Origin of the sequence: Streptomyces reniochalinae (genome assembly GCF_003323735.1) — a bacterium.
Taxonomy (GTDB): domain Bacteria; phylum Actinomycetota; class Actinomycetes; order Streptomycetales; family Streptomycetaceae; genus Streptomyces; species Streptomyces reniochalinae.
The window spans coordinates 26,183-49,498 of record NZ_QOIM01000047.1 but is presented as its reverse complement, the minus strand read 5'-3'; the positions used below and the strand labels follow the sequence as shown (position 1 = coordinate 49,498).

At 72.8% G+C, this 23,316-nt stretch carries 21 protein-coding genes; 16 read left to right on the top strand and 5 right to left on the bottom strand.

Features of this window, described 5'->3' with window-relative positions; translation table 11 throughout:
* Window positions 1–3: 3 nt before the first annotated feature.
* Window positions 4–807 carry an ABC transporter permease gene (locus DQ392_RS30995; RefSeq protein ID WP_114019084.1) on the bottom strand — a complete coding sequence of 268 codons (804 nt, stop codon included), beginning with the start codon at window positions 805–807 and terminating at the stop codon, window positions 4–6.
* Between the two features lie 211 nt (window positions 808–1,018).
* Here DQ392_RS30995 and DQ392_RS30990 point away from each other — a divergent pair, with 211 nt between their 5' ends.
* A complete protein-coding gene (locus tag DQ392_RS30990) occupies window positions 1,019–2,176 on the top strand; it encodes an ABC transporter ATP-binding protein (RefSeq protein ID WP_114019083.1) in 1,158 nt (385 codons plus the stop codon).
* A 90-nt stretch (window positions 2,177–2,266) separates the two neighbouring features.
* Here DQ392_RS30990 and DQ392_RS30985 read toward each other — a convergent pair whose 3' ends face one another.
* Window positions 2,267–3,277: an SAM-dependent methyltransferase gene (locus tag DQ392_RS30985; RefSeq protein ID WP_114019023.1), complete on the bottom strand. Its 1,011-nt coding sequence runs from the start codon at window positions 3,275–3,277 to the stop codon at window positions 2,267–2,269.
* A 115-nt stretch (window positions 3,278–3,392) separates the two neighbouring features.
* On the opposite strand from DQ392_RS30985, the gene DQ392_RS30980 reads away from it, so the two are divergent.
* Together DQ392_RS30980 and DQ392_RS30975 are read left to right on the top strand one after the other, a co-directional pair.
* Window positions 3,393–4,625 carry a sensor histidine kinase gene (locus DQ392_RS30980; RefSeq protein WP_114019082.1) on the top strand — a complete coding sequence of 411 codons (1,233 nt, stop codon included), beginning with the start codon at window positions 3,393–3,395 and terminating at the stop codon, window positions 4,623–4,625.
* A gap of 122 nt (window positions 4,626–4,747) precedes the next feature.
* Window positions 4,748–5,425 (top strand): response regulator, encoded by a 678-nt coding sequence (locus DQ392_RS30975; RefSeq protein WP_114019022.1) that lies wholly within the window; start codon window positions 4,748–4,750, stop codon window positions 5,423–5,425.
* 55 nt (window positions 5,426–5,480) lie between these two features.
* On the opposite strand, the gene DQ392_RS30970 is transcribed toward DQ392_RS30975, so the two are convergent.
* The gene (locus tag DQ392_RS30970) at window positions 5,481–6,602 is read right to left on the bottom strand and encodes a DUF5937 family protein (protein ID WP_114019021.1); all 1,122 of its coding nucleotides are present in this window, start codon (window positions 6,600–6,602) and stop codon (window positions 5,481–5,483) included.
* A gap of 133 nt (window positions 6,603–6,735) precedes the next feature.
* Between DQ392_RS30970 and DQ392_RS30965 the strand changes: the two genes are divergently transcribed.
* The 12 genes from DQ392_RS30965 (at window position 6,736) to DQ392_RS30905 (ending at window position 18,933) form a co-directional block, all read left to right on the top strand.
* On the top strand, window positions 6,736–6,984 hold the full coding sequence (locus DQ392_RS30965; RefSeq protein ID WP_114019020.1) for a hypothetical protein: 249 nt from the start codon (window positions 6,736–6,738) through the stop codon (window positions 6,982–6,984).
* 197 nt (window positions 6,985–7,181) lie between these two features.
* Window positions 7,182–8,129 carry a Rossmann-like and DUF2520 domain-containing protein gene (locus DQ392_RS30960; RefSeq protein ID WP_114019081.1) on the top strand — a complete coding sequence of 316 codons (948 nt, stop codon included), beginning with the start codon at window positions 7,182–7,184 and terminating at the stop codon, window positions 8,127–8,129.
* Window positions 8,126–9,007, top strand: a complete 882-nt coding sequence (gene panC, locus DQ392_RS30955) for a pantoate--beta-alanine ligase (RefSeq protein ID WP_114019019.1) — start codon at window positions 8,126–8,128, stop codon at window positions 9,005–9,007. Before DQ392_RS30960 ends, panC begins: the two co-directional genes overlap by 4 nt.
* Window positions 9,007–10,788: an L-aspartate oxidase gene (locus DQ392_RS30950; RefSeq protein ID WP_114019018.1), complete on the top strand. Its 1,782-nt coding sequence runs from the start codon at window positions 9,007–9,009 to the stop codon at window positions 10,786–10,788. Before panC ends, DQ392_RS30950 begins: the two co-directional genes overlap by 1 nt.
* Window positions 10,785–11,852, top strand: a complete 1,068-nt coding sequence (gene nadC, locus DQ392_RS30945) for a carboxylating nicotinate-nucleotide diphosphorylase (protein WP_114019017.1) — start codon at window positions 10,785–10,787, stop codon at window positions 11,850–11,852. Before DQ392_RS30950 ends, nadC begins: the two co-directional genes overlap by 4 nt.
* Window positions 11,852–12,649, top strand: coding sequence for a type III pantothenate kinase (locus DQ392_RS30940; RefSeq protein WP_114019016.1), 798 nt, complete (start codon window positions 11,852–11,854; stop codon window positions 12,647–12,649). Before nadC ends, DQ392_RS30940 begins: the two co-directional genes overlap by 1 nt.
* A gap of 110 nt (window positions 12,650–12,759) precedes the next feature.
* Window positions 12,760–13,920, top strand: a complete 1,161-nt coding sequence (locus DQ392_RS36045; RefSeq protein ID WP_181856648.1) for a hypothetical protein — start codon at window positions 12,760–12,762, stop codon at window positions 13,918–13,920.
* Window positions 13,921–14,035: 115 nt separating this feature from the next.
* On the top strand, window positions 14,036–14,206 hold the full coding sequence (locus DQ392_RS34670; RefSeq protein WP_181856644.1) for a hypothetical protein: 171 nt from the start codon (window positions 14,036–14,038) through the stop codon (window positions 14,204–14,206).
* 82 nt (window positions 14,207–14,288) lie between these two features.
* The gene (locus DQ392_RS30925; RefSeq protein ID WP_114019015.1) at window positions 14,289–14,699 is read left to right on the top strand and encodes a BlaI/MecI/CopY family transcriptional regulator; all 411 of its coding nucleotides are present in this window, start codon (window positions 14,289–14,291) and stop codon (window positions 14,697–14,699) included.
* A gap of 9 nt (window positions 14,700–14,708) precedes the next feature.
* Window positions 14,709–15,233, top strand: coding sequence for an amino-acid N-acetyltransferase (locus tag DQ392_RS30920; RefSeq protein WP_114019014.1), 525 nt, complete (start codon window positions 14,709–14,711; stop codon window positions 15,231–15,233).
* 161 nt (window positions 15,234–15,394) lie between these two features.
* On the top strand, window positions 15,395–15,733 hold the full coding sequence (locus DQ392_RS30915; protein WP_114019013.1) for a histone-like nucleoid-structuring protein Lsr2: 339 nt from the start codon (window positions 15,395–15,397) through the stop codon (window positions 15,731–15,733).
* A 674-nt stretch (window positions 15,734–16,407) separates the two neighbouring features.
* Window positions 16,408–18,933, top strand: a complete 2,526-nt coding sequence (locus DQ392_RS30905; protein ID WP_114019012.1) for an ATP-dependent Clp protease ATP-binding subunit — start codon at window positions 16,408–16,410, stop codon at window positions 18,931–18,933.
* Between the two features lie 94 nt (window positions 18,934–19,027).
* Here the strand turns inward: DQ392_RS30905 and DQ392_RS30900 are convergent, their stop codons facing one another.
* Both DQ392_RS30900 and DQ392_RS30895 read right to left on the bottom strand, forming a co-directional pair.
* Window positions 19,028–21,610: an NACHT domain-containing protein gene (locus DQ392_RS30900; protein ID WP_114019011.1), complete on the bottom strand. Its 2,583-nt coding sequence runs from the start codon at window positions 21,608–21,610 to the stop codon at window positions 19,028–19,030.
* Between the two features lie 180 nt (window positions 21,611–21,790).
* Window positions 21,791–22,033 carry a hypothetical protein gene (locus tag DQ392_RS30895; RefSeq protein ID WP_114019010.1) on the bottom strand — a complete coding sequence of 81 codons (243 nt, stop codon included), beginning with the start codon at window positions 22,031–22,033 and terminating at the stop codon, window positions 21,791–21,793.
* A gap of 479 nt (window positions 22,034–22,512) precedes the next feature.
* Between DQ392_RS30895 and DQ392_RS30885 the strand changes: the two genes are divergently transcribed.
* Window positions 22,513–23,235 (top strand): M23 family metallopeptidase, encoded by a 723-nt coding sequence (locus DQ392_RS30885; RefSeq protein WP_114019009.1) that lies wholly within the window; start codon window positions 22,513–22,515, stop codon window positions 23,233–23,235.
* The last annotated feature ends 81 nt before the right edge of the window (window positions 23,236–23,316 follow it).

The window sequence follows — 23,316 nt, the reverse complement described above, 5'->3', positions numbered from 1 at the left end:
AGCTCAGCCCGCCTTTCCGACGAGGTCCGTGCCGGCGGTGCCGGGCGGGGGCTGCTGTGTCCCCCTCGGCTCCTTCGTCCCCTTCGGCCGACCTGCGCCCGTTCCTCGCTTCCGGGCACGGCTGCGGGTCCGCGTCCAGGGGGTGAGCGCCCGCCCGAGCCACAGGAGCAGCACGTCGGCGGCGACGGCGAGGAGGACGCAGATCGCGGAGGCGGTCAGCACCTGCGACTTGAAGTAGCTCTCCATGCCGTCGTAGATGAGGTTGCCCAGGCCGCCGTAGCCGACGATGGCGCCGATGGTGGTCAGAGACACCGCCGTGACCGTCGCGATGCGCACCCCCGCCAGCAGCGCAGGCAGCGCCAGGGGCAGTTCGACCTCGAACAGCAGCCTGCCGGGCCCGTACCCCATGCCGCGGGCGGCCTCCCTGGCCTCGGCCGGTACGGCGTCCAGGCCCGCGAGGATGTTGCGCACCAGGACGGTGAGCGAGTACAGCACCAGGCCGGTGACCACCACGGCCGCCGAGAGTCCGAAGACGGGCAGCAGCAGCGCGAACATCGCCAGTGACGGGATGGTGTAGAGCACCGTCGTCACACCGAGGGCGGGGCCGCGCGCCGCGCGCCAGCGGCGGGCCGCGACGGCCAGTGGCAGCGCCAGCAGCAGGGCGATGCCGACGGAGGCCGCGGTGATCCAGACGTGCTCGACCGTGGCGTCGAGCAGTTCGCTCTGCCGGGTGCGCAGGTATTCCCCGCACAGCCAGTCGTTCTGTGCCAGACAGCCCTCCGGGCCGCCCGTCGCCGTGCTGCTCACGCCGGTCACCTCCCCGTGCCGTGCGGTCCCACCGTGATGTCGGCCGACCCTATCCCGACAGACTGACAATCGGTCCGCAGTGCCGTATCCCGCGACGCGGTGTTCATCCACGCGCGAAGGATCGAAGGATTGAAGGTTTGTCAGTGTGCCGTGATTCGGTGTTCGGGTACCACAGGAGAGGTCCGGGTCCGACGGGGATAAGAGGATGACCATGATTCGCTTCGAGAACGTGACCAAGCGCTACCCCGACGGGACGGTCGCCGTCGAGGGGCTGTCCCTCGAGGTCGCCGAAGGCGAGCTGGTCACGCTCGTCGGTCCCTCGGGCTGCGGCAAGACCACGACCATGAAGATGGTCAACCGGCTGATCGAGCCGACGCAGGGCCGCATCCTGGTCGCCGGCGAGGACATCGCCGGGGTCGAACCGGTCGAGCTGCGCCGCCGGATGGGCTACGTCATCCAGCAGACGGGTCTTTTCCCGCACCGCACGGTGCTGGACAACACGGCCACCGTCCCGCACCTGCTGGGCTGGTCGAAGGCGCGCCGGCGTGAGCGTGCCCGCGAGCTGCTGGACCTGGTGGGTCTGGACCCGTCCGTCTTCGGCGACCGCTACCCCGACCAGCTCAGCGGCGGGCAGCGGCAGCGGGTGGGTGTCGCGCGGGCGCTGGCGGCCGATCCGCCGGTGCTGCTGATGGACGAGCCGTTCGGCGCGGTGGACCCGGTGGTGCGCGAGCATTTGCAGACGGAGTTCCTGCGCTTGCAGTCCCGCCTGCACAAGACGGTGCTGTTCGTGACGCACGACATCGAGGAGGCCGTGCGGCTCGGCGACCGCATCGCCGTCTACGGGGAGGGCCGGATCGAACAGTTCGACCGGCCCGCCGCGGTGCTGGGCGCCCCCGCGTCGCCGTACGTGGCCGATTTCGTCGGCGCCGACCGCGGCCTCAAGCGGCTGTCCGTCACCCCCATCGAGCCCGGTGACCTGGAGGAGCCGCCGACCGTCCACCTCAGCGACCGCCTGGACAAGGCGGCGCGGCGGATGGCCGCGGCGGGCGCCCGCTGGGCCGTCGTACTCGACGACGCCGACGAGCTGCACGGCTGGGTCTCGGCCGGTGTGGTGGAAGCCCAGGAGGGCACGGTCGCCGACCACGCGCGCCGCATGGAGGCGTGGCTGCCGCTCGGCTCCTCTCTCAAACAGGCGTTCAGCACGATGCTCCAGCACGACGCCGGCTGGATCGCCGTACTGGACGGCGACAGGTTCGTCGGCGTCCTCACCCCGTCGCGGCTGCACGCGGCGCTGCGGCGCTCCATCGACGCCGACGCCCGCGAAGTGGGCAGGGGAGAGGTGGAGCTGGAGTCGATCGAGAGTTCCTGACCCGGGAGGGCGACCGGGGGACACACACCGCGAGGGCGCCCGGCAAGACACCTCGGCAAGACGCTCGGCGACATCCCGGGAAGGCGGCTCTCAGCCGAGCCCCACCGTGCAGTCGATCTGAGACACGAGCCAGCCGAAGCCGCCGAGCCCGCCCGCGTCCAGCAGTTCGGCGGCCTCGCCGGCCGCGCTCAGCCCGCGTACGTAGGCGGCGGGATCGGAGCTCGCCAGGGTGAGGTCCGGGCGGCGGCCCGTCACGCCCAGGGCGCCGAGGGCGGCGCGCTGGCCGAGCAGCCGGGTGGTGCCTGGCGCGCTCGCGGCGGCCGCGTCGAGGGCCACGTGAGAGGTCACATCGCGGCTGCCGTCCGGCACGGGGAGGCAACCGCGGCCCTCGCGGTATCCGGCGAGGGTGCCGAACGGGGGGCGGGTCGTGCGGGTGTGCCCGTAGTCGACGGCGACGGCCAGGCCGCGGCGCACGCTGCCGGCGGCGCGCGCCCAGGCGGCGTCGCGGGGGTGGCCGATCTCCGCGCGGGCCCCTTCGCCCGCCTGGTCCAGCGGCCACCACCGCTCCAGCCACCGGGCGTCGGCGCCGGTGACGGGCGGCCCGTGCCGTTCGCTGCCGTCGGGCGCGACCAGTACCAGCCGTGCCGTCCCCGTGCGGTCGTTCTCGGCGACGTCGACGGGCACGTTGTCCAGCCACTCGTTGGCGAACAGCAGCCCCGTCACCGTGGCGGGGTCCGGCAGGCGCGCGCTCCAGTGGACGGCCGGGTCGAGGCCCTCGGGGCGCGGCCGGTGCTCGACGGCGGTGGACCGCAGGCGCGCCAGTGCCCCGGCCCCGGCGGCCTCGTGCTCGCGCAGCGCGGCCGCCACCCCCGTGAGGAGCTCGCCGGCGCCGGCGCCGACGTCGACCAGGTCGAGGCGCGGAGGGTGCCCGAGGGCCGCGTCCACCCGCAGCAGGAGACGCGCCACCGCGTGGGCGAAGTGCCCGGAGGCGTGCACGGAGGTGCGGAAATGGGCGGCGGGCGCCTGACGGGTGTAGAAACCGCCGGGCCCGTAGAGGGCGGTCGCGGTGGCCGAGCGCCAGCCGGGCAACTGGGGGAGCATGGGCCTCACCGTATGCGCGGACCGGCGCCCTCCACCTTGGGGAGTAGGAGCGCCGTCCCCGGATCGGCCGTCCGGCTGACCCCCGCACGTGCCCGGTCTGCATACGCTGGGTGACGTGCACCGGCTCTACGACTTCATCCGCAGGCACCCCACGTGGGTGGACAGCCTCTGGGCTGTCGCGCTGCTGATGCTGTCGTCGCTGTGGATCGTCGCCAGCGTGTCAGCGCCGCCGGAGGCCGAGGGGCTCTCGACCACGCCCCAGGAGCAGATCGCGATGGTCCCCATCGCGCTAGCGCTGAGCGCGGTCGTGGCGCTGCGCCGCAGGGCCCCGGAGAAGATGCTGGTGCTGGCCACCGGTACGGGCGTGGCTCAGGTGATCGTCAACGTCAGCGCGTTCCCCGGAAACTTCGCGTTCCTGGTCATCGTCTTCACCGTCGCCTCCCGGCACGTCAGGTGGGCCTCCAGGTTCGCGCTGGCGGGCGCGCTGCTGACCCCCAGCATCAGTGCGGTGCGCTGGCCGAGCACGACGGGCGGCCTGGCGAACGACATCTTCGGCACGCTGTTCATGACACTGGCGTTCGTGATGGCCTGGGTGCTCGGCGACTCCCTGCGCACCCGCCGCGCCTACTACCTCCAGCTGGAGGAGCGCGCCCGGCGGCTGGAGAAGGAGCGGGAGGCGCAGGCCAAGGTGGCCGTCGCCGCCGAGCGGGCCCGGATAGCGCGCGAGCTGCACGACGTGGTGGCGCACAACGTGTCCGTGATGGTCGTCCAGGCCGACGGCGGCGCCTACGTGCTGGACAACGCGCCCGACCAGGCCCGCATGGCGCTGGAGACCATCTCCGGCACGGGCCGGCAGGCGCTCGCCGAGATGCGCCGCCTGCTGGGGGTGCTGCGCAGCGAGGACGGTGCCAAGGGGGACGGCGGCGCGTACGTGCCGCAGCCCGGTGTGGAGCAGATCGCCGACCTCGTCGAACAGGTGCGCGGCGCGGGCCTGACCGTCGACTTCCAGGTCGAGGGAGTCCCGCACCCGCTGCCCAGCAGCGTCGAGCTGACCGCGTACCGCATCGTGCAGGAGGCGCTGACCAACACCCGCAAGCACGGCGGCCCCGACGTGGGGGCGACCGTGCGGCTCCAGTACACCGACGACGAGCTGTCCGTCCTCGCGGAGGACGACGGGCGCGGCGCCCAGCGCGAGCTGTACGAGGAGGGCGGCGCCGACGGTCTCGGCCACGGGCTGATCGGCATGCGCGAGCGGGTCGGCATGGTGGGTGGCGCGCTGGAGGCCGGTCCCCGCTCCGGCGGCGGCTTCCGCATCTGTGCGGCCCTCCCTCTCAAGGGCGCCGGCTGAGCAGTACCGGGGCGCCGCCCGTCCTGGCCAACGCCCCCTCCTCCCCTCCGGCCGAAGCCCCCTCCCGCCCCGTGCACTCCCGTCCCCTGCTGTCCCCGCCCCCCGATCGAGAAGGACCCCGCATGACGATCCGCGTGATGCTCGTCGACGACCAGGCGCTGCTGCGCACCGGCTTCCGCATGGTGCTCACGGCGCAGCAGGACATGGAGGTCGCCGCCGAGGCGGGCGACGGCGCGGAGGCGCTGGCGATCCTGCGGCAGACGCCGGTGGACGTGGTGCTGATGGACGTGCGGATGCCGAACGTCGACGGGGTCGAGGCCACCCGCCGCATCTGCGAGGGCGGTGAGGGAGGCCCGGGCGGTCCGAAGGTGCTGATCCTGACCACGTTCGACCTGGACGAGTACGCGTTCTCCGCGCTCAAGTCGGGGGCCAGCGGGTTCATGCTCAAGGACGTGCCGCCCGGCGACCTGCTGGAGGCCATCCGCGCGGTGCACAGCGGCGACGCGGTGGTGGCGCCCAGCACCACGCGGCGGCTGATCGACCGGTTCTCCTCGGTGCTGCCCGCCACCGCCACCGAGCCGGTCGCCAAGGAGCTGGAACGCCTGACCGAACGCGAGCGGGAGGTGCTCACGCTCATCGCCCAGGGCCTGTCCAACGGAGAGATCGCCGCCCGGCTGGTGCTCTCCGAAGCGACGGTCAAGACCCACGTGGGCCGCATCCTGTCCAAGCTGGGGCTGCGCGACCGCGTCCAGGCGGTCGTCCTGGCGTACGAGACGGGCCTGGTACGGGCGGGGGGCTGACCCCCGGGCGGCCGCTGCCCCCCCCGGGGCATCAGCGGGGCCACTGCCCCGGGCGTCATCGCAGCACCGTCTCCAGGAAGTCGCTGCCCAGCCGTCCCACCACCTTGAGATCGAGCTGGTACTGCACGTACCGTCCGCGCCGCCTGGCGGTGATCAGACCCGCCTTCTTCAGCACCGCCAGGTGCCGGGAGACCTCGGGGGAGCTGAGCGCGTACTGGTCGGCGAGTTCGCTGGTGGAGTAGGGCGCCCGCGCCAGGTTCCGGCACAGCCGCATCCGCATCGGATGGGCCAGGGCCTCCATCCGCAGCTTGAACTGGTCCACCGACAGCGGACCTGGCAACTCGGGTGCCGCGACCGGGTAGTGCACGACGGGCCGCCACCCGTGCCGGTGCAGCACCAGCAGATGCGGCCACTGGTGGATGGACGGGACGAACGTCACGCCGGGCCCCACCGCGGGGTCCACGGCGGTGGTGCGCGCGCTGGCGAGCTTGTCGGCGTCGATGACGCTGCCCGCCTCGTCGGTCGACAGCGCGGGGGAGACGGCCGCCAGGGTGGCCGCCAGCCCCCTGCGGCGCAGCAACTCGGTCTTCTCGCGCGCGTCGGCGGTCAGCTGCGGCCGCACCCGGTTCCAGGTGTCGGCGAAGAAGGCCCGGTCGCAGTCCTCGAACAGGCGGCGTATCCAGGACCGTACGGCGGGCGGGTCGTCCAGCAGCCGCTGCGTGAACCGCTGCTGCTGCGGACCCCGGGCCGCCGCCAGGTCGAGGGCCCTCTCCCGCAGCGCCGGGTCGGCCAGCGGGGAGCGGACCGCGTCGGTTCCGTAGAGCGCACCGCAGGTGAACTCCAGGGCGGCCATGACGTAACTCTCGTCGTCGAGCCGGTCGAGCAGGTCCAGGTCCTGCGAGAGCGTCCCGCCGGGCTGCGCGGAGGCGTCCCGCAGCCCCGCGAAGCCCAGCAGGATGTCGGAGAAGGTCGTCCGCCACAGGAAGTCGGCCTCGCACAGCCGGTCGGCCAGGTCCTGCTTGAGCGAGGCGTTGGTGGCGGTCGCCCAGCCGTGCACCCCGGGATGGTGTCCGGGCTCGGCCAGGGTGTGCAGCGCCGTACCCAGTTCGGCCAGCGGCGACGGGGAGAAGACGACACGCTCCAGGGGAAGCCCCGCGATGTGGACGGTGACGCTCATGCCCTCCATCCTGCCTGCCGGTCAGCGCCGTTCCCCCCTCGATTGACCAGCGTCGTCAATCGAACGGGTACCGATTGACGAGGCTGGTCAATGCGCGTGCCGGGCCGGGCGGCGGCGGTGCAGCGTCGGGGGCATGAGCATCGGTGAGCAGTACGCGATGGACACCTGGCGGCTCCGCTCCCAGGGGCAGGCGCCGCCACCGGCACCGGGCACGCACGAGGCGAAGCTCCTGCGGGCCTGGTGGGTGGCGCGCAAGGAGGCCAGGAGGGAACTCGGCCAAACCCGCGCCGCCGGGCGGGCCGCCGAACAGGGCCGCGAGCGGCGCTCGGCGGCGAGCGGGGCCGCACCCCGACCCCTCCGGCGGCGCGCGCGCAGGGCTTAGCATGGCGAGGTCTCGTCCGGTACCGGCCACTGAGCGGACCGGAACGCATACGGAAGGCCTCTTTCGTGAACGCACACCACCCTCACCACCCGCACCCGGGCGACGGGCCGCAGAGCGCCGGGGGGCCCTCGCGGTCCGCGGCCGGTGGCGGACCCGAGCCGTCCGCTCCGGCGCGGGCCGAGGACCGCCCGGCACGGCTGGCGGTCGGCGTCGTGGGCGCGGGCCGCGTCGGCCCCGCGCTGGCGGCGGCGCTGCGGCTGGCGGGACACCGCCCGGTCGCGGTCTCCGGCGTCTCGGACGCCTCCAGGCGCCGCGCGGCCGAGCTGCTGCCCGGCGTCCCCGTGGTCGGCCCCGACGAGGTGCTGGCCCGCTCCGAACTCGTTCTGCTGACCGTTCCCGACGACGCGCTGCCTGGCCTGGTCGCGGGCCTGGTCACCACCGGCGCCGTGCGCCCTGGGCAGCTGGTGGTCCACACCTCGGGCCGGTACGGCGTCTCCGTACTGGAACCCGCGCTGGCCGCGGGGGCCCTGCCGCTGGCACTGCACCCGGTGATGACCTTCACGGGCACCGCGGTGGACGTGCAGCGGCTGGCCGGGTGCTCGTTCGGGGTGACGGCGCCCGAGGAGCTGCGGCTGGCGGCCCAGGCGCTGGTCATCGAGATGGGCGGGGAGCCCGAGTGGGTCGCCGAGGAGGCCAGGCCGCTCTACCACGCGGCCCTCGCCATCGGCGCCAACCACCTGGTCACCCTCGTCAACCAGGCCATGGAGCTGCTGCGCACCTCCGGTGTGCAGGCCCCCGACCGGATGCTGGGGCCCCTGCTGGGCGCGGCGCTCGACAACGCGCTGCGCTCCGGTGACGCCGCACTGACCGGCCCGGTCGCCCGGGGGGACGCCGGGACGGTCGCCGCCCACGTCGCCGAGTTGCGCCGGCACGCACCGCGGACGGTGGCGAGCTACCTGGCGATGGCGCGGGCCACCGCCGACCGCGCGCTCGACCACGGCCTGCTCACGGCGGGGCCGGCCGGCGACCTGCTGGACGTCCTCGGCGACGGCACGCACGAGCGAGGCGGAGGCGCGGACGGCGCGGACAGTACGGGCGGCCCCGACGAGGGGGACGGCGGAGCCGACGGGGAGGACCGCGCATGACCGCGCACGTCGTCACCACCGCCACCGAGCTGCGCGGCCGGCGCGGGGACACGACCGCCGAGCGCGCCGTCGTCATGACGATGGGCGCCCTGCACGAGGGCCACGCCGCGCTGGTACGAGCGGCCCGGGAGCGCGTGGGGCCCGGCGGGCAGGTCGTCGTCACCGTCTTCGTCAACCCGCTCCAGTTCGGCGCGGGTGAGGACCTGGACCGCTACCCGCGCACCCTGGAGGCCGACGTACTGGTCGCCGGCAAGGAGGGCGCGGACGTGGTCTTCGCGCCGCCCGTCGAGGAGGTCTACCCCGGCGGCGAACCCCAGGTGCGCGTCTCGGCGGGCCCCATGGGCGACGTTTTGGAGGGCGCCTCGCGCCCGGGGCACTTCGACGGCATGCTCACCGTCGTCGCCAAGCTGCTCCACCTGACCGCGCCCGACGTGGCCTTCTTCGGCCAGAAGGACGCCCAGCAGCTCGCGCTGGTCCGCCGCATGGTCGAGGACCTCAATTTCCCCACCGCGATCGTCGCCGTGCCCACCGTCCGCGAGGACGACGGCCTCGCCCTCTCCAGCCGCAACCGCTACCTGGGCGAGCCCGACCGCACCCACGCGCTCGCCCTCTCCCGCGCCCTGCGCGCCGGGGAACAGGCGGCCGGCGCGGGACCTGTGGCCGTGCTCCGCGCCGCCCGCGACGTGCTGGCCTGCCAGGGCCGCACAGCCGAAGGACCCGACGGCCTCGACGTCGACTACGTGGCCCTCGTCGACCCGGCGAGCTTCCGCGAGATCACCGACGCCGCCTGGCAGGGGGACGCCCTCCTCGCCGTCGCGGCCCGCGCGGGCCGCACCCGGCTGATCGACAACGTCCCCCTGCACCTTGGAGCCTCGTGATGACCCGGACCAGTGGGCGGCCCGCAGCCACCCCCGGCATAGCCGGCGGCGCCCTCCCCGCGCCGCCGCCGGGCTGGAGCCTGGAGGCCGACGTGGTCGTCGTCGGCTCCGGCGTCGCGGGGCTGACCGCCGCCCTGCGCTGCGCGGCACACGGCGCCCGCACGGTCGTCGTCACCAAGGCGCGGCTCGACGCGGGATCCACCCGCTGGGCCCAGGGCGGCATCGCGGCCGCCCTGGGCGAGGGCGACACCCCGGGGCAGCACCTCGACGACACCCTCGAAGCGGGGGCGGGGCTGTGCGACGAGGCAGCCGTCCGCACCCTCGTCACCGAGGCCCCCGGGGCGGTACGACGGCTCATCGCGTCCGGCGCCCGGTTCGACACCTCTGCCGCGACCGGGCGGATCGCCCTCACCCGGGAGGGCGGCCACCACCGGGACCGCATCGTCCACGCCGGCGGCGACGCCACCGGAGCGGAGGTCTCCCGCGCCCTGGTCGAGGCCGTACGGGAGCAGTCCATCCGCACCGTCGAGAACGCCCTCGTCCTCGACCTCCTCACGGACGCCGAAGGCCGCGCCGCGGGCGTCACCCTGCACGTGATGGGCGAGGGCCGGCACGACGGGGTCGGGGCCGTCCGCGCGCCCGCCGTGGTCCTGGCCACCGGCGGCATGGGCCAGGTCTTCGCGGCCACCACCAATCCGGCGGTCTCCACGGGCGACGGCGTCGCCCTCGCGCTGCGCGCCGGCGCCGAGGTCTCCGACCTGGAGTTCGTCCAGTTCCACCCCACCGTCCTCTACCTCGGCCCCGACGCGGAGGGCCAGCAGCCGCTGATCTCCGAGGCCGTGCGGGGCGAGGGCGCCCACCTCGTCGACGCGGCCGGCGTCCGCTTCATGCAGGGCGCCCATCCCCTCGCCGAGCTGGCCCCCCGCGACATCGTCGCCAAGGGCATCACGCGCCGCGCCGCCGAACAGGGCACCGACCACATGTACCTGGACGGCCGCCACTTCGGCGCCCCCATGTGGGAGTCCCGTTTCCCCACCATCCTCGCGGCGTGCCGTGCGCACGGCATCGACCCCGTCACCGATCCTGTGCCCGTCGCGCCCGCAGCCCACTACGCCAGCGGCGGCATCCGCACCGACCTGGCAGGACGCACCACCGTCCCCGGCCTGTACGCCTGCGGTGAGACCGCCTGCACCGGAGTGCACGGCGCCAACCGCCTCGCCTCGAACAGCCTGTTGGAAGGTCTGGTCTTCGCAGAACAGATCGCGGAGCGGGTCGCCGGGCAGATCGCCGAGCGGGCCTCAGGGCCGGCCGGCGCAGCCCCCGGCCGGGCGTCGTCCCGCGCCGCGGAGCCCCGCTCCGCGGCCCCCTCCGCGGGCGGTCCCTCCGGCCGGGGCGCGCTCCTTCCGCCCACCGCCCGCGCCGAGATCCAGCGCACCATGTCCAGGGGCGCGGGCGTCCTGCGCTCCGCGCGCTCCCTCACCGAGGCCGCCGAGCGGCTCGCCGCCCTCACGCCCTCCCCGGACGACAAGCCCGCCGAACCGGGCGTCGACACCTGGGAGACGGCCAACCTCCACCTGGTCGCGCAGGTCCTCGTCGCGACGGCGCTCCGCCGCGAGGAGACACGCGGCTGCCACTGGCGGGAGGACCACCCGGACCGCGACGACACCGCCTGGCGCCGTCACCTGGTCGTCAGCACGCCCCCCGGCGGACACTTCACCGTCCGCACCACCGACACGACCGCCTTTCCCCCGGTCATGAGCGAGCACAAGGAGCACAAGTGACCGACGACCTCCCCCTCCTCCAGATCGGCAGGGACCCGGCGGAGCGGCCAAAGGAGGCAGGCGGCTGCGGCGACGCCTGCGGCTGCTCGGCCGGTGCCGCCGACGACCCGGGGCTCGACCCGCTGGAGTGCGGTCTCGACCCCGACCTGGCCCAGCTCCTCCTCGACGCGGGCCTCGACCCGGTCCAGGTCGAGGACATCGCCCACCTCGCCGTCGAGGAGGACCTCGACCGCGGCGTGGACGTCACCAGCGTGGCGACCATTCCCGACGAGGCCGTCGCCACAGGCGACTTCACGGCCCGCGAGGCGGGCACCGCCGCGGGACTCCGCGTCGCCGAGGCCGTCCTCTCCGTCGTCTGCACCGACGAGTTCGAGGTCGAACGCCACGTCCTGGACGGCGACCGGGTCGAGGCAGGGCAGCGGCTGCTCACCGTCCGCACCCGCACCCGCGACCTGCTCACGGCCGAACGCAGCGCCCTCAACCTGCTGTGCCGCCTCTCGGGTATCGCCACCGGGACCCGCGCGTGGGCGGACGCGCTGGAGGGCACGAAGACCGCGGTCCGCGACACCCGCAAGACGACCCCGGGGCTGCGCGCCCTGGAGAAGTACGCGGTGCGCTGCGGCGGCGGCGTCAACCACCGCATGTCCCTCTCGGACGCGGCGCTCATCAAGGACAACCACGTCATCGCGGCCGGCGGCGTCGCGGAGGCGTTCGCCCGCGTGCGGGCCGAGTTCCCCGACGTGCCGATCGAGGTGGAGGTCGACAGCCTCGACCAGATCCCGCCGGTCCTGGACCAGGGCGCCGACCTGCTGCTGCTGGACAACTTCACGCCGGGCATGACGACCGAGGCCGTCACGCTGGTCGCCGGGCGGGCGCGGCTGGAGTCCTCAGGCCGCCTCACGCTCGACAACGCCGCCGAGTACGCCGCGGCCGGGGTCGACTTCCTGGCCGTCGGCTCGCTGACGCACTCGTCCCCGATCCTCGACATCGGCCTCGACCTGCGCGCCGAGAGCCGAGCCGACGGCGCCCATGGCCCGGCCGACTCCGGTAAGGAGCGGCCCTGATGCTGCTCACCATCGACGTGGGCAACACCCACACCGTGCTGGGCCTCTTCGACGGCGAGGAGATCGTCGAGCACTGGCGCATCTCCACCGAGGCGCACCGCACCGCCGACGAACTGGCCGTGCTGCTCCAGGGCCTGATGGGCATGCACCCCCTCCTCGGCGACGACCTGAGCGACAACGTCGAGGGCATCGCCATCTGTTCGACCGTGCCCTCCGTGCTGCACGAGCTGCGCGAGGTCACCCGGCGCTACTACGGCGACATCCCGGCCGTGCTCGTCGAACCCGGCGTCAAGACGGGCGTGCCGATCCTCATGGACAACCCGAAGGAGGTCGGCGCCGACCGCATCATCAACGCGCTCGCGGCCGTCGAGCTGTACGGCGGCCCGTGCGTCGTCGTCGACTTCGGCACGGCCACCACGTTCGACGCGGTCTCCGCGCGCGGCGAGTACGTGGGCGGCGTGATCGCGCCCGGCATCGAGATCTCCGTCGACGCGCTCGGGATGCGCGGCGCCCAGCTCCGCAAGATCGAGATCGCCCGGCCGCGGAGCATCATCGGCAAGAACACGGTCGAGGCCATGCAGTCCGGCATCGTCTACGGCTTCGCCGGGCAGGTCGACGGCGTCGTCCACCGTATGGCGTCCGAACTGGCCGACGACCCCGAGGACGTCACCGTCCTGGCGACCGGCGGCCTGGCCCCCATGGTCCTGGGCGAGTCCGCGGTCATCGACGAGCACGAGCCGTGGCTCACCCTGATCGGGCTCCGCCTGGTCTACGAACGGAACGTCGAGCGCGGCTGACGGGCCCGGCCACGGCGGACGGGGCGGGACGCGCCGTCCCGTCCGCGAGCGCCACGCCCATAAATCGGGCGATAAGCACATTTAGGGCATGGGGCGCCTATCGTCTCCCCATGCCCACGCCACACGGTTCCCGAGGCGGCGTGGCGTTCAGCGCCGACGAGCTGCGCGTGCTCGGCGGCGCCCTCGCCACCGCCCTCAAGTCCGCACCCGCGCCCGAGGACGCCCGCGCGTACCTGCGGCTCGCCCAGGCCGTGGACGAAGCCGTCCGTGAGGGCAGCAGGCTGCGCTCCTTCCTGCGGGCCGATCTCGCCCGCTACCGCGGGGCCCTGCCCGGCGCCGCCGCCGGCTACCTCGACCAGCTGGAGGCAGCCCTCGAATCCGGCCACCGGCCCACCCGGGACGACCTGGCCGCCCTCCGCGGGCTGTGCGCCCGGCGGACGGGGTCCGACGAACGGGCGCGCCGCAGCCGGCTCCTCCGCCGCGCCGAGGCGCTGGCATCCGCGTACGTCCCCCAGGGGCGCCGGCCCGCCGATGAGGGACCGGCAGCCGGCGGGGAGGATCCGGCCGAGGAGACGACCACCGGCGGCACGCACGCCGAGCGCGGCCCCCACGTGCCTCCCGCCCGCTCGGCACCCCTCGCCCTCCCCGCCCCGCACAACCCCGCGCGCCCGCCCCGCCCGTCCACGGCCCCCCGCCCCACGCCAGGCCCGACACCAGGCCCCGCGCCCGGTCCCGCCACGGCGCCTCCGGGCACGGCCTCCGCTCCCGGCGCGGCCGCGCTCGGCAATCTCCCCGAGGCGGACGCTGCCACGGTCCCCCGGGACGCTCTGGTGGCGGGCGCTGCCGTCGCGCCCGGTCATGTCCCCCTGCCGGGCGCGGCCACAGAACCCGAGACCGCTTCCGCCTCCGGCTCGGGCTCCACCGCCAAGGGCGGTTCCGCGTCGGACTCGGAATCCGCGTACTTTGAGGTCGCCTCCGGGCAGGACGTGCGGGGGGACGAGAACGCTGAGCGGGAGCGGGAAGGGGAGCCCTCTCCTGGTCCGGTGAACCCCGGTCCCGCCGAGCGGCCCGGGTCCCCGGAGCCGGCCCCGCCGTCCCGCCCCGTCCCCACGCCCGCCGAGGTCTTCCCGCCCCGCCGCCGGACCCCGCCGGCGGCCCCCTCTCCCGAGCGGGAGGACCAGGACGGGGACCGGGACCAGGGCGAGGCCGGGGTCCGGCATGCGCGCCCGGCCCGCTCCGCCGACGGCCGCCCGCGCTCGATCCCGGCCTGACCCCCTGCGGCCCGCCCTCCGGCCCGGGGCGACCCCGCCCGGCGGGGTGGTGCGTCCCCTCGGGTGAGGGCGGCGGCGTAGGCTGGGGGTCTGGTTCGTCGAGGAGGCTCACGTCATGGATTACCTTGCCGCGCTCACCCCGCCGGTCGTGATGGCGGTGGCCTTCACCGCGCTCATCGTCACCATGATCAAGAGCCAGGGTGGGGCGAACAAGGCGAAGGAGGACGCCGTCGTCGACGCGGCCCTCTCCCGTGCCGAGGCGGGTCAGCGGAAGTCCGGCAGCTGAGCGGTCGCTCGCCCCGACAGCGCCGACTGCCCGCCTTCCGGGTAATTCCCGCGATCCGGACATTTTCCACTATTATTCTTCCGTGCCGAGGCCATTGGGAGAGCTGGAAGACGCCGTGATGACCCGGGTATGGCGCTGGAACCGCCCGGTCACCGTGCGGGAAGTCCTCGAGGATCTCCAGAAGGAACGGACCGTCGCGTACACGACGGTGATGACCGTAATGGACAACCTGCGCCAGAAGGGCTGGCTGAGGCGGGAGCAAGAAGGCCGCGCCTATCGATATGCGGCGGTCTCCACCCGGGCCGCATACTCCGCGGCTCTCATGAACGAAGCGTGGTCGGCCAGTGACAACCCGGCCGCCGCGCTCGTCGACTTCTTCGGGATGATGTCGCCGGAACAGGTCGACGTGCTGCGCGCCGCCTTGCGCGTCGTACATCTGAACGGGGTACATCTCGATCCCCCCGGCGACGAGGGCCCAGGTGGCGCCCGATAGCGTCCGTTCATGGCAGAACACGCACCGCTATCCCAGGTCACGATCCGCAGGGCGCGCACGGTCGACGTCCCGGCGGTGCGCAGCCTGATCGACACCTACTCGCGCGATCGCATCCTGCTCGACAAAGCCACCGTGACGCTTTACGAGGACATCCAGGAGTTCTGGGTCGCGGAACGGGATGCCGACGCGGAAGTCGTCGGCTGCGGCGCGTTGCACGTGATGTGGGAAGACCTCGCGGAGGTCAGGACGCTGGCCGTGGACCGTTCCCAGCGGGGCACGGGCGTCGGTCATCTGCTGCTGGAGAAGCTGCTGCACACCGCACGCTGGCTGGGGGTGCGGCGCATTTTCTGTCTGACCTTCGAAGTGGACTTCTTCTCCCGGCACGGCTTCACGGAGATCGGTCAGACGCCTGTGGACGGTGACGTCTACAGCGAGCTGCTGCGTTCCTATGACGAGGGCGTGGCCGAGTTCCTGGGGCTCGAACGAGTGAAGCCCAACACCTTGGGCAACAGCCGGATGCTGCTGCGTCTGTGAACGGCGGCGCCCGAAGGCCCCCCACTATGTCCGAAAGGTCCCGCCAATCCCCGTGCGGTGCCGGGCAAACTCAGCACAGGGTTTGTGTTTCTCCCGCAAAAGCGGTTTGCTTTCCACGTCGGTATCTGTAATCAGTTATCCAGTACGAATGGGAGCAACAGGTGGCACAGAAGGTTCAGGTTCTTCTTGTCGACGACCTCGACGGCGGCGAGGCGGACGAGACGGTGACGTTCGCGCTGGACGGTAAGTCGTACGAGATCGATCTCACCACCGCTAATGCGGACAAGCTCCGTTCCGCTCTGGAGCCCTATCTGAAGAACGGGCGGCGTACCGGTGGCCGTTCCGCGCGCGGAAAGAGCGGCCGCTCAGGATCGGCTTCCGGCGCGGGTCAGGACACGGCGAAGATCCGCGCGTGGGCCAAGGAGCAGGGTTACGAGGTCAATGACCGCGGCCGTGTTCCCGCCAGCATTCGTGAGGCGTACGAGAAGGCCAACGGCTGAGTCATTCCGGTTGATCAGTTGTCCGGGCCCGATCCGATGGCCGTTTCCCGGTGCGGGAGGCCCCGTGCGGGCCTCCCGAGGGCCCCGGTGCGCCCCGCGGATCCCGCCCGGCGGCCCGAGGCGAAGCGCGGGCGGCCCGTGACGCACGCCGCGGAGCGGTGAGGCGACGGGAGTGACCCGGTCCGGGACAGCCACGGCGATCACGGAACGTCGAGGGTGATCACCCATTGTGTGCACGCCCCGTAGTGCCGGACGCGCATCCGTGTCCCGGTGTTCGCCCTGAGCGGATGTGGGGGACCGTATCCCGGCGACGCCGCATGGATTGTCACACCGAGCGGGTAAGAAGGCTTCAGGAGCCTTAAAGCCCAGGTGGCGCAGGGCGGAACGGGGGTGCTGAGGCACGGGCCTCGTCGTGTGCGGACGCGTCGGGAAGAGGGCGTTCGCCGTCGGCGTAGTGGATCCAGGTGAATACGCCTGGCCTGCGGGAACATCGTCTCGCACCATCGGGTTGGAACTGTTGTCGGCTGTCCGGGCAGGAGGCGCATGATCGACCGGATCGACCGGCCAGCAGTCGGCAGTTGGAATGAGCGGTCCCCCGTTGCGGGACTAAGCTGCGGAAGGACAGCGAGGGGAGCGTCCCCTCACTGCCTGACCGCTCTGAGGAGCGATTAACGATGTTCGAGAGGTTCACCGACCGCGCGCGGCGGGTTGTCGTCCTGGCTCAGGAAGAAGCCCGGATGCTCAACCACAACTACATCGGCACCGAGCACATCCTTCTGGGCCTGATCCACGAAGGTGAGGGTGTCGCCGCTAAGGCACTGGAGAGCCTCGGGATCTCGCTTGAGGCTGTCCGGCAGCAGGTGGAGGAGATCATCGGCCAGGGCCAGCAGGCGCCCTCCGGCCACATCCCCTTCACTCCCCGTGCCAAGAAGGTGCTGGAGCTGTCGCTCCGCGAAGCCCTTCAGCTCGGCCACAACTACATCGGCACGGAGCACATCCTGCTGGGCCTGATCCGCGAGGGCGAGGGCGTCGCCGCCCAGGTCCTCGTGAAGCTGGGCGCCGACCTGAACCGGGTCCGCCAGCAGGTCATCCAGCTCCTGTCCGGTTACTCCGGTGGCAAGGAAGCCGCCACGGCCGGCGGACCCGCCGAGGGCACGCCGTCCACCTCGCTCGTCCTGGACCAGTTCGGCCGCAACCTGACGCAGGCCGCCCGCGAGTCCAAGCTCGACCCGGTCATCGGGCGCGAGAAGGAGATCGAGCGGGTCATGCAGGTCCTGTCCCGCCGCACCAAGAACAACCCGGTGCTGATCGGCGAGCCCGGCGTCGGCAAGACCGCCGTCGTCGAGGGGCTGGCGCAGGCCATCGTCAAGGGGGAGGTGCCCGAGACCCTCAAGGAGAAGCACCTCTACACCCTGGACCTGGGCGCGCTGGTCGCGGGCTCCCGCTACCGCGGTGACTTCGAGGAGCGCCTGAAGAAGGTGCTCAAGGAGATCCGCACCCGCGGCGACATCATCCTGTTCATCGACGAGCTGCACACCCTGGTCGGCGCGGGCGCCGCCGAGGGCGCCATCGACGCCGCCAGCATCCTCAAGCCGATGCTGGCCCGTGGCGAGTTGCAGACCATCGGTGCCACGACGCTGGACGAGTACCGCAAGTACCTGGAGAAGGACGCGGCCCTGGAGCGCCGCTTCCAGCCGATCCAGGTCGCGGAGCCCTCGCTGCCGCACACCATCGAGATCCTCAAGGGCCTGCGCGACAGGTACGAGGCGCACCACCGCGTCTCCATCACCGACGCGGCCCTGGTCGGAGCGGCCACGCTCGCGGACCGCTACATCTCGGACCGCTACCTGCCCGACAAGGCCATCGACCTGATCGACGAGGCAGGCTCCCGGATGCGTATCCGCCGGATGACCGCCCCGCCGGACCTGCGCGAGTTCGACGAGAAGATCGCGAACGTGCGCCGGGACAAGGAGTCCGCGATCGACTCGCAGGACTTCGAGAAGGCCGCCTCCCTCCGTGACACGGAGAAGCAGCTGCTGGCGGAGAAGGCCAAGCGGGAGAAGGAGTGGAAGGCCGGCGACATGGACGTCGTCGCCGAGGTCGACGAGGACCTGATCGCCGAGGTCCTGGCCGCCTCCACCGGTGTGCCGGTCATGCGGCTCACCGAGGAGGAGTCCAGCAGGCTCCTGCGCATGGAGGACGAGCTGCACAAGCGCGTCATCGGCCAGGAGGACGCCATCAAGGCGCTCTCCCAGGCGATCCGGCGCACCCGCGCGGGTCTGAAGGACCCCAAGCGCCCCGGTGGCTCGTTCATCTTCGCCGGCCCGTCCGGTGTCGGTAAGACGGAGCTGTCCAAGACACTGGCGGAGTTCCTGTTCGGCGACGAGGACGCGTTGATCTCCCTCGACATGTCGGAGTTCGGCGAGAAGCACACCGTCTCGCGGCTGTTCGGCTCCCCGCCCGGCTACGTCGGCTACGAGGAGGGCGGCCAGCTCACCGAGAAGGTGCGGCGCAAGCCGTTCTCGGTCGTCCTGTTCGACGAGGTCGAGAAGGCACACCCGGACATCTTCAACTCGCTGTTGCAGATCCTGGAGGACGGTCGGCTGACCGACTCCCAGGGCCGGGTCGTGGACTTCAAGAACACCGTCATCATCATGACGACCAACCTGGGCACCCGGGACATTTCCAAGGGCTTCAACCTCGGCTTCGCCGGCCAGGGTGACGTCCGCGCGGGATACGACCGGATGAAGGCCAAGGTCAACGACGAGCTCAAGCAGCACTTCCGCCCCGAGTTCCTCAACCGCGTGGACGACACGGTGGTCTTCCACCAGCTCACGCAGGAGGACATCATCCGCATCGTGGACCTGATGATCCAGCAGGTCGACGAGCGGCTGAAGGACCGGGACATGGGCATCGAGCTCAGCCAGGACGCCAAGGAGCTGCTGGCCAAGAAGGGCTACGACCCGGTGATGGGCGCCCGGCCGCTGCGCCGGACCATCCAGCGCGAGGTGGAGGACATCCTGTCGGAGAAGATCCTCTTCGGGGAGCTGCGCCCTGGGCACATCGTGGTCGTCGACACCGAGGGCGAGGGCGAGACGAAGACCTTCACCTTCCGCGGTGAGGAGAAGTCGGCGCTGCCGGACGCTCCTCCGGTGGAGTCCGCCGCGGGCGGTGGCCCGAACCTGAGCAAGGAGGCGTAAGCCTCCACCGCACCACCGAGCGGGGCCGGCCATGCGTGGCCGGCCCCGCTCGCGTGTTCTCCCCGTTTCCGCCGGGGGCTCTTTCCGCCGGGCGCTACGCCAGGATGCGGATGCCTTCGGGTACGCCGCTGACGCGCGGCAGCCGGGGGTTGACCCGCAGGGTCGTCAGCTGGGGGAAGGCGGCGAGCCACCCCATGGGAACACCGAGGTCGTAGGCGAGCCACAGGTGGGTCAGCTGCTCGCGTACGAGCCCCTCCAGCAGCTCGTCCGGCGTGAAGGGCCCGACGATCTGCACGCGGGCCCTGCCCCCGAGTTTCCGCAGCGCGGCCAGCTCGTACCGGTCGGAGACGGGGTAGTACAGGCCCTCGGGGTCGAGGTGCCCGATGATCTCGTCCGCGTACCGGTCGGTGTCGAAGTTGTGCCACCCTCGCGCGAGCTCGGCCCGCAGCTGGAGTGAGGCCCGGTTGCGCAGTTGGGCGAGGTAGTGGACGGCCGCGTCGTCGTTGATCCGGGTGACGGTGACGGCGAGCCGGTGGGCCTCGCGGTCGGTGACGTGGGTGGGGTCGGGGAGCATCTCCAGGACTATGGGGCCCACCCAGCCGAGGCTGCGGGCGGCTTCCACGGTCGTGGGGCGCACCATGTTGCGTGTCTCCCGGCGGATACGGGCGTGCGTGTCGGGGTCGAGTTCGGTGACGTGTTCGAGGCAGGCCGCTGCCAGCAGGCGGCGCCGGTTGCGCTGCATGCCCTTGCGGCCGGGCGCCAGCAGTCCGCCGAGGAGCCGCGCGCACTCCGCCGGGCGGGCGTGGGCGACGGCCATGCGGATGACCTCTTCCCACTCGGTCTCGTGGGCGTGGTCCAAGAGCAGGTCGAAGGCGCCCTGCTCGACGGCTTCCTTGGCGGCGAGGTAGTCCTGGACGGTGCGGTGGACGAACTCCACGGAGCGGTCGGCCTGCTCGCGGAGCAGGCCGGTACGGAGCAGCAGGTGGTTGAAGATGTCCTCGGGGCGGCCCTGGCCCGCCGTGGAGGGGATGGCCGGAAGGTTGCGGGAGATCTCGTCGAGCGCTGCGTCCAGCGGCATCTCGGCGCGCCGCTCCACCAGCATCCGGAAGGCGAGTTTGCGCAGCAGCCGCTCGCGGGCGCCGCGCCGCAGTTTGACGGCGTCGGCGTACAGCACCCGGCGTTCGGGGTCGCGCCGCTGGAGCAGCATCTCCATCGCCGCTTCGTACAGCTCTTTGCGGCCGTGCGGCAGGGAGCCCGAGCGGTCGCGGTTGAGGGCGCAGATCAGCCCGCACATCAGCGGGTTGGTGGCCAGCCCGCGCAGTTCGCGGTAGAGGGGGATGGAGGCCAGCAGCCGGTCGCGGTACTCGGCCAGCAGCTGGTGGTCCTTGCCCTCGTCGTCGGCGGCGGCCGCGTGCCAGGCGGTGATGAAGGCGGCGACCTGGTCCCGGCTCATCGGTGCGAGGGTCAGCTCGTCGAAGCCCTCGTCGGCCAGCCAGTTCGGTTCCACGGAGGAGGGGCGGGCGGTGACGAGGCAGAAGTTGCCCGAGTAGATCCGCATGAGGCGGCGCAGCTGGTCGCGGAGCGCGGCGCGTTCGGACTCGGGGGCCTCGTCGATGCCGTCGACCAGCAGCAGCCCCCGCTCCTCGGTCAGTACGCGTGCCGCCCAGCCGTCGGGTGCCTCGTCGGCGAGCGGGTGGCGTATGGCGTGCAGGAAGTCGTCCGGGGAGGGGAACCCCTCGCGGGCGAAGCGGCGTACCGGCAGGACGAGCGGTATCCGGCCGCGGAGCGAGGCGAGTTCGGCCGGTAGCGCGTCCCGCGCCGTGGCGACGGCGAGCCACTGCACCAGCGTCGTCTTGCCGGAGCCCGCCACGCCGCGCAGCAGGACCCTCTCGTGTCCGCCGAGCGCCCTGTCGGCGGGCAGCACGGGCTCGCCGCTGTCCTCGCCGCCCAGTTCGGCCCGGCGCTCGGGGTTGTCGAACTCGGCGCTGAGGCTGAGGTAGGTGGCGTCCAGCGACCAGCTGTCGGGGGTGTTCGGGTTGGGCAGGTCGATGCCGTGGATGGTGACCCGGTTGTGCTCCTCGGCGACGGAGCGGGCGTACCTGATCTCGAACTCGGCGTCGGCGGCGGACGGCTCGGGACGGCCGCGTACGGCTTCGACGTCGTTGAGGTCGATCAACTGGCGTATCCGGTGTGCGCGTTCAGGCATGTGTTCGGCGAGGACGGGGGAGCGGCGGATCAGGTGGTGCAGCAGGTGCAGGCAGACGGTGACCAGCAGCCGGTCGTGGAACCAGGCCGCGTCCGGGTTCAGCTCCCGGTCGGCACCCGGCACCGCGGAGCGCAGCCGCCGCGCGTAGTCCTGCGGACCCAGCCGTACCGCCTGCACGTCCGTGACGTCCAGCTCGCCGATGATCCACAACATGCGCGCGAGCACCGCGGCGACCGGCGTCTCGTCCCTGGCCGGGAGGCGGTGGGCGGGCGCCGTCAGACTCACCAGCTCCTCGGCGAGCGAGAGCAGCGACTCGAAACTCAGCGGCGGCGCCTCCCCCCGGAACGAGACCAGCCGCGCCAGCAGCTCCCCCTCGGCCTGCGCCTTGTCGGGCGTGGCCTCCACGGGGAGCAGGAACTGGCTGACGAGGGGGTCGGCGACGGCGGAGGCGAGCCGGACGGCAGGGTCCATGTGAGCGGGCTCCCGGGGACGGGGGCGGGGTGGCGGGCGCGTGCGTGCTGGTGGCGGGTCGGGTCTCCCACCAGCGTAGGCCGTCCGTGTGGCAGCGGTCACCCTGCGTTCGGCCAGGGTTGGCCGCTCGCGCGCGCCGTGGGCGGGGGAGGAAGGACGTCTCGACGTGGGCCGGTGCCCTCACCCGCGCCCCGGCGGACCTCGCCGCTCGCTTCGCTGGCCGAGCTGCCCCACCTGCGGCGTCTCCGAGCTGCTGGGGCCCGGGGCAGCGCTCGGGCAGCAGGCCCAGCACGAGTGTCTGCCCGCGGTGTAGCGCGCGTACCGCTGCTCGAAACCGGCGTCCTGCGCCGACCGGGAGGGGACGAGGTCGACGACGGACGTCGACGAGGAGACGAGCGCACGGACGCGGACGGGCGCTTCCACCAGTCCTCTCCGGGGAGGTGAGGGCCGACTGCCTCTCCCCGCCCGTGGCCCTCCGTACCGGCTCACGGGGTCGTCGGCATCCCCGCTGCCCACCGTGCGGGGTCGTACACGGTGAGCAAGCGGAGAGGGCGGCCCCCGGCGCGTCGACGACGGCCCTGTCCGTGCGCGGCTCGTGCGGAAGAGGGGCGCGGCCCTATGAGCGGGGCCACATCCGGTGGGCCGGGGGTGGGCCGCGCCCGTGAGGTGGGGCACAGCCCGGCCGGGGTCTACGAGGCCGTTTAGGAGGTGGCGGCGCGTCGGCGGGCGCGGGGCGCGGGGCGGGGCCCGGTGCCGGGGCGCCGAGTGACGTGGGTCTCTCGTGCTACTACGGGGGTGTTTAGTAATAACGGTCCTTGATGTCGTTTTTCTGGCGGGTTACCAAGGGGGCGCGTCCGGGTTCGGGCGCACTTCACGAACCCCCTCACGGAGGTAGCACCCGCATGCGGAAGTTCAGGACCACCAATCGCGCCGCTGTTGTCTCGGCGTCCCTCGTCGCCGGGCTCGGCGCGTCGATGGCCCTGGGGGCCGGCACCGCGTCCGCGGCCGGGAAGGCCGAGACCGGCGCGACCCACACCGACCTCTTCGCGCTCGGCACGGCGAACCAGCTCGCCGAGTCCACCCACGCCCAGGCCGACGCGCACCGCAAGGCCGCCGAGGCGGCGAAGAAGACCGAGCAGCGCGCCGCCGAGGCGAAGAAGCACGCCGCGAAGAAGGCCGCCCGGGACGCCGAGCGTCTCCAGCTGTCCTGGGTCAAGCCCGTCTCGGGCAAGTACGAGCTGAGCGCCACCTTCGGCAAGGCAGGCGGCCGCTGGGCGCACAACCACTCGGGCCAGGACTTCGCCGTGGACATCGGTACCCCCGTCAAGGCGGTGCACCAGGGCACCGTCGTCAAGGCGGGCCCGAACGGCGCCGGTGACGGCCCGGCGTACGGCAACGCCCTCGTCATCCGGCACGAGAACGGCGCGTACTCGCAGTACGCCCACCTCTCCGAGATCGACGTCAAGCCAGGCCAGCAGATCAAGACCGGCCAGGCCATAGCCAAGTCGGGCAACACGGGGAACTCCTCCGGGCCGCACCTGCACTTCGAGATCCGGCAGGGCCCCGACTACGGCACCGCCGTCGACCCCGTCAGCGCGATGCGCGCGGTGGGCGTCGACTTCTGACCCCACCCCGCTCCGACGGACTCTCCACGCCAGGCCCCGGCACGCCCCGTGCCGGGGCCTTCGGCGTGCCGGGGGCCTTCG

What these genes read in the sequence shown, in the direction of transcription:
- DQ392_RS30885 (WP_114019009.1), top strand. Translation starts at nt 22,513, where the DNA reads ATGCGGAAGTTCAGGACCACCAATCGCGCCGCTGTTGTCTCGGCGTCC.
- DQ392_RS30965 (WP_114019020.1), top strand. Translation starts at nt 6,736, where the DNA reads ATGAGCATCGGTGAGCAGTACGCGATGGACACCTGGCGGCTCCGCTCC.
- DQ392_RS30990 (WP_114019083.1), top strand. Translation starts at nt 1,019, where the DNA reads ATGATTCGCTTCGAGAACGTGACCAAGCGCTACCCCGACGGGACGGTC.
- DQ392_RS30900 (WP_114019011.1), bottom strand. Translation starts at nt 21,610, where the DNA reads ATGGACCCTGCCGTCCGGCTCGCCTCCGCCGTCGCCGACCCCCTCGTC.
- DQ392_RS30905 (WP_114019012.1), top strand. Translation starts at nt 16,408, where the DNA reads ATGTTCGAGAGGTTCACCGACCGCGCGCGGCGGGTTGTCGTCCTGGCT.
- DQ392_RS30950 (WP_114019018.1), top strand. Translation starts at nt 9,007, where the DNA reads ATGACCCGGACCAGTGGGCGGCCCGCAGCCACCCCCGGCATAGCCGGC.
- DQ392_RS30920 (WP_114019014.1), top strand. Translation starts at nt 14,709, where the DNA reads ATGGCAGAACACGCACCGCTATCCCAGGTCACGATCCGCAGGGCGCGC.
- DQ392_RS36045 (WP_181856648.1), top strand. Translation starts at nt 12,760, where the DNA reads ATGCCCACGCCACACGGTTCCCGAGGCGGCGTGGCGTTCAGCGCCGAC.
- panC (WP_114019019.1), top strand. Translation starts at nt 8,126, where the DNA reads ATGACCGCGCACGTCGTCACCACCGCCACCGAGCTGCGCGGCCGGCGC.
- DQ392_RS30970 (WP_114019021.1), bottom strand. Translation starts at nt 6,602, where the DNA reads ATGAGCGTCACCGTCCACATCGCGGGGCTTCCCCTGGAGCGTGTCGTC.
- DQ392_RS30940 (WP_114019016.1), top strand. Translation starts at nt 11,852, where the DNA reads ATGCTGCTCACCATCGACGTGGGCAACACCCACACCGTGCTGGGCCTC.
- DQ392_RS34670 (WP_181856644.1), top strand. Translation starts at nt 14,036, where the DNA reads ATGGATTACCTTGCCGCGCTCACCCCGCCGGTCGTGATGGCGGTGGCC.
- DQ392_RS30985 (WP_114019023.1), bottom strand. Translation starts at nt 3,277, where the DNA reads ATGCTCCCCCAGTTGCCCGGCTGGCGCTCGGCCACCGCGACCGCCCTC.
- DQ392_RS30975 (WP_114019022.1), top strand. Translation starts at nt 4,748, where the DNA reads ATGACGATCCGCGTGATGCTCGTCGACGACCAGGCGCTGCTGCGCACC.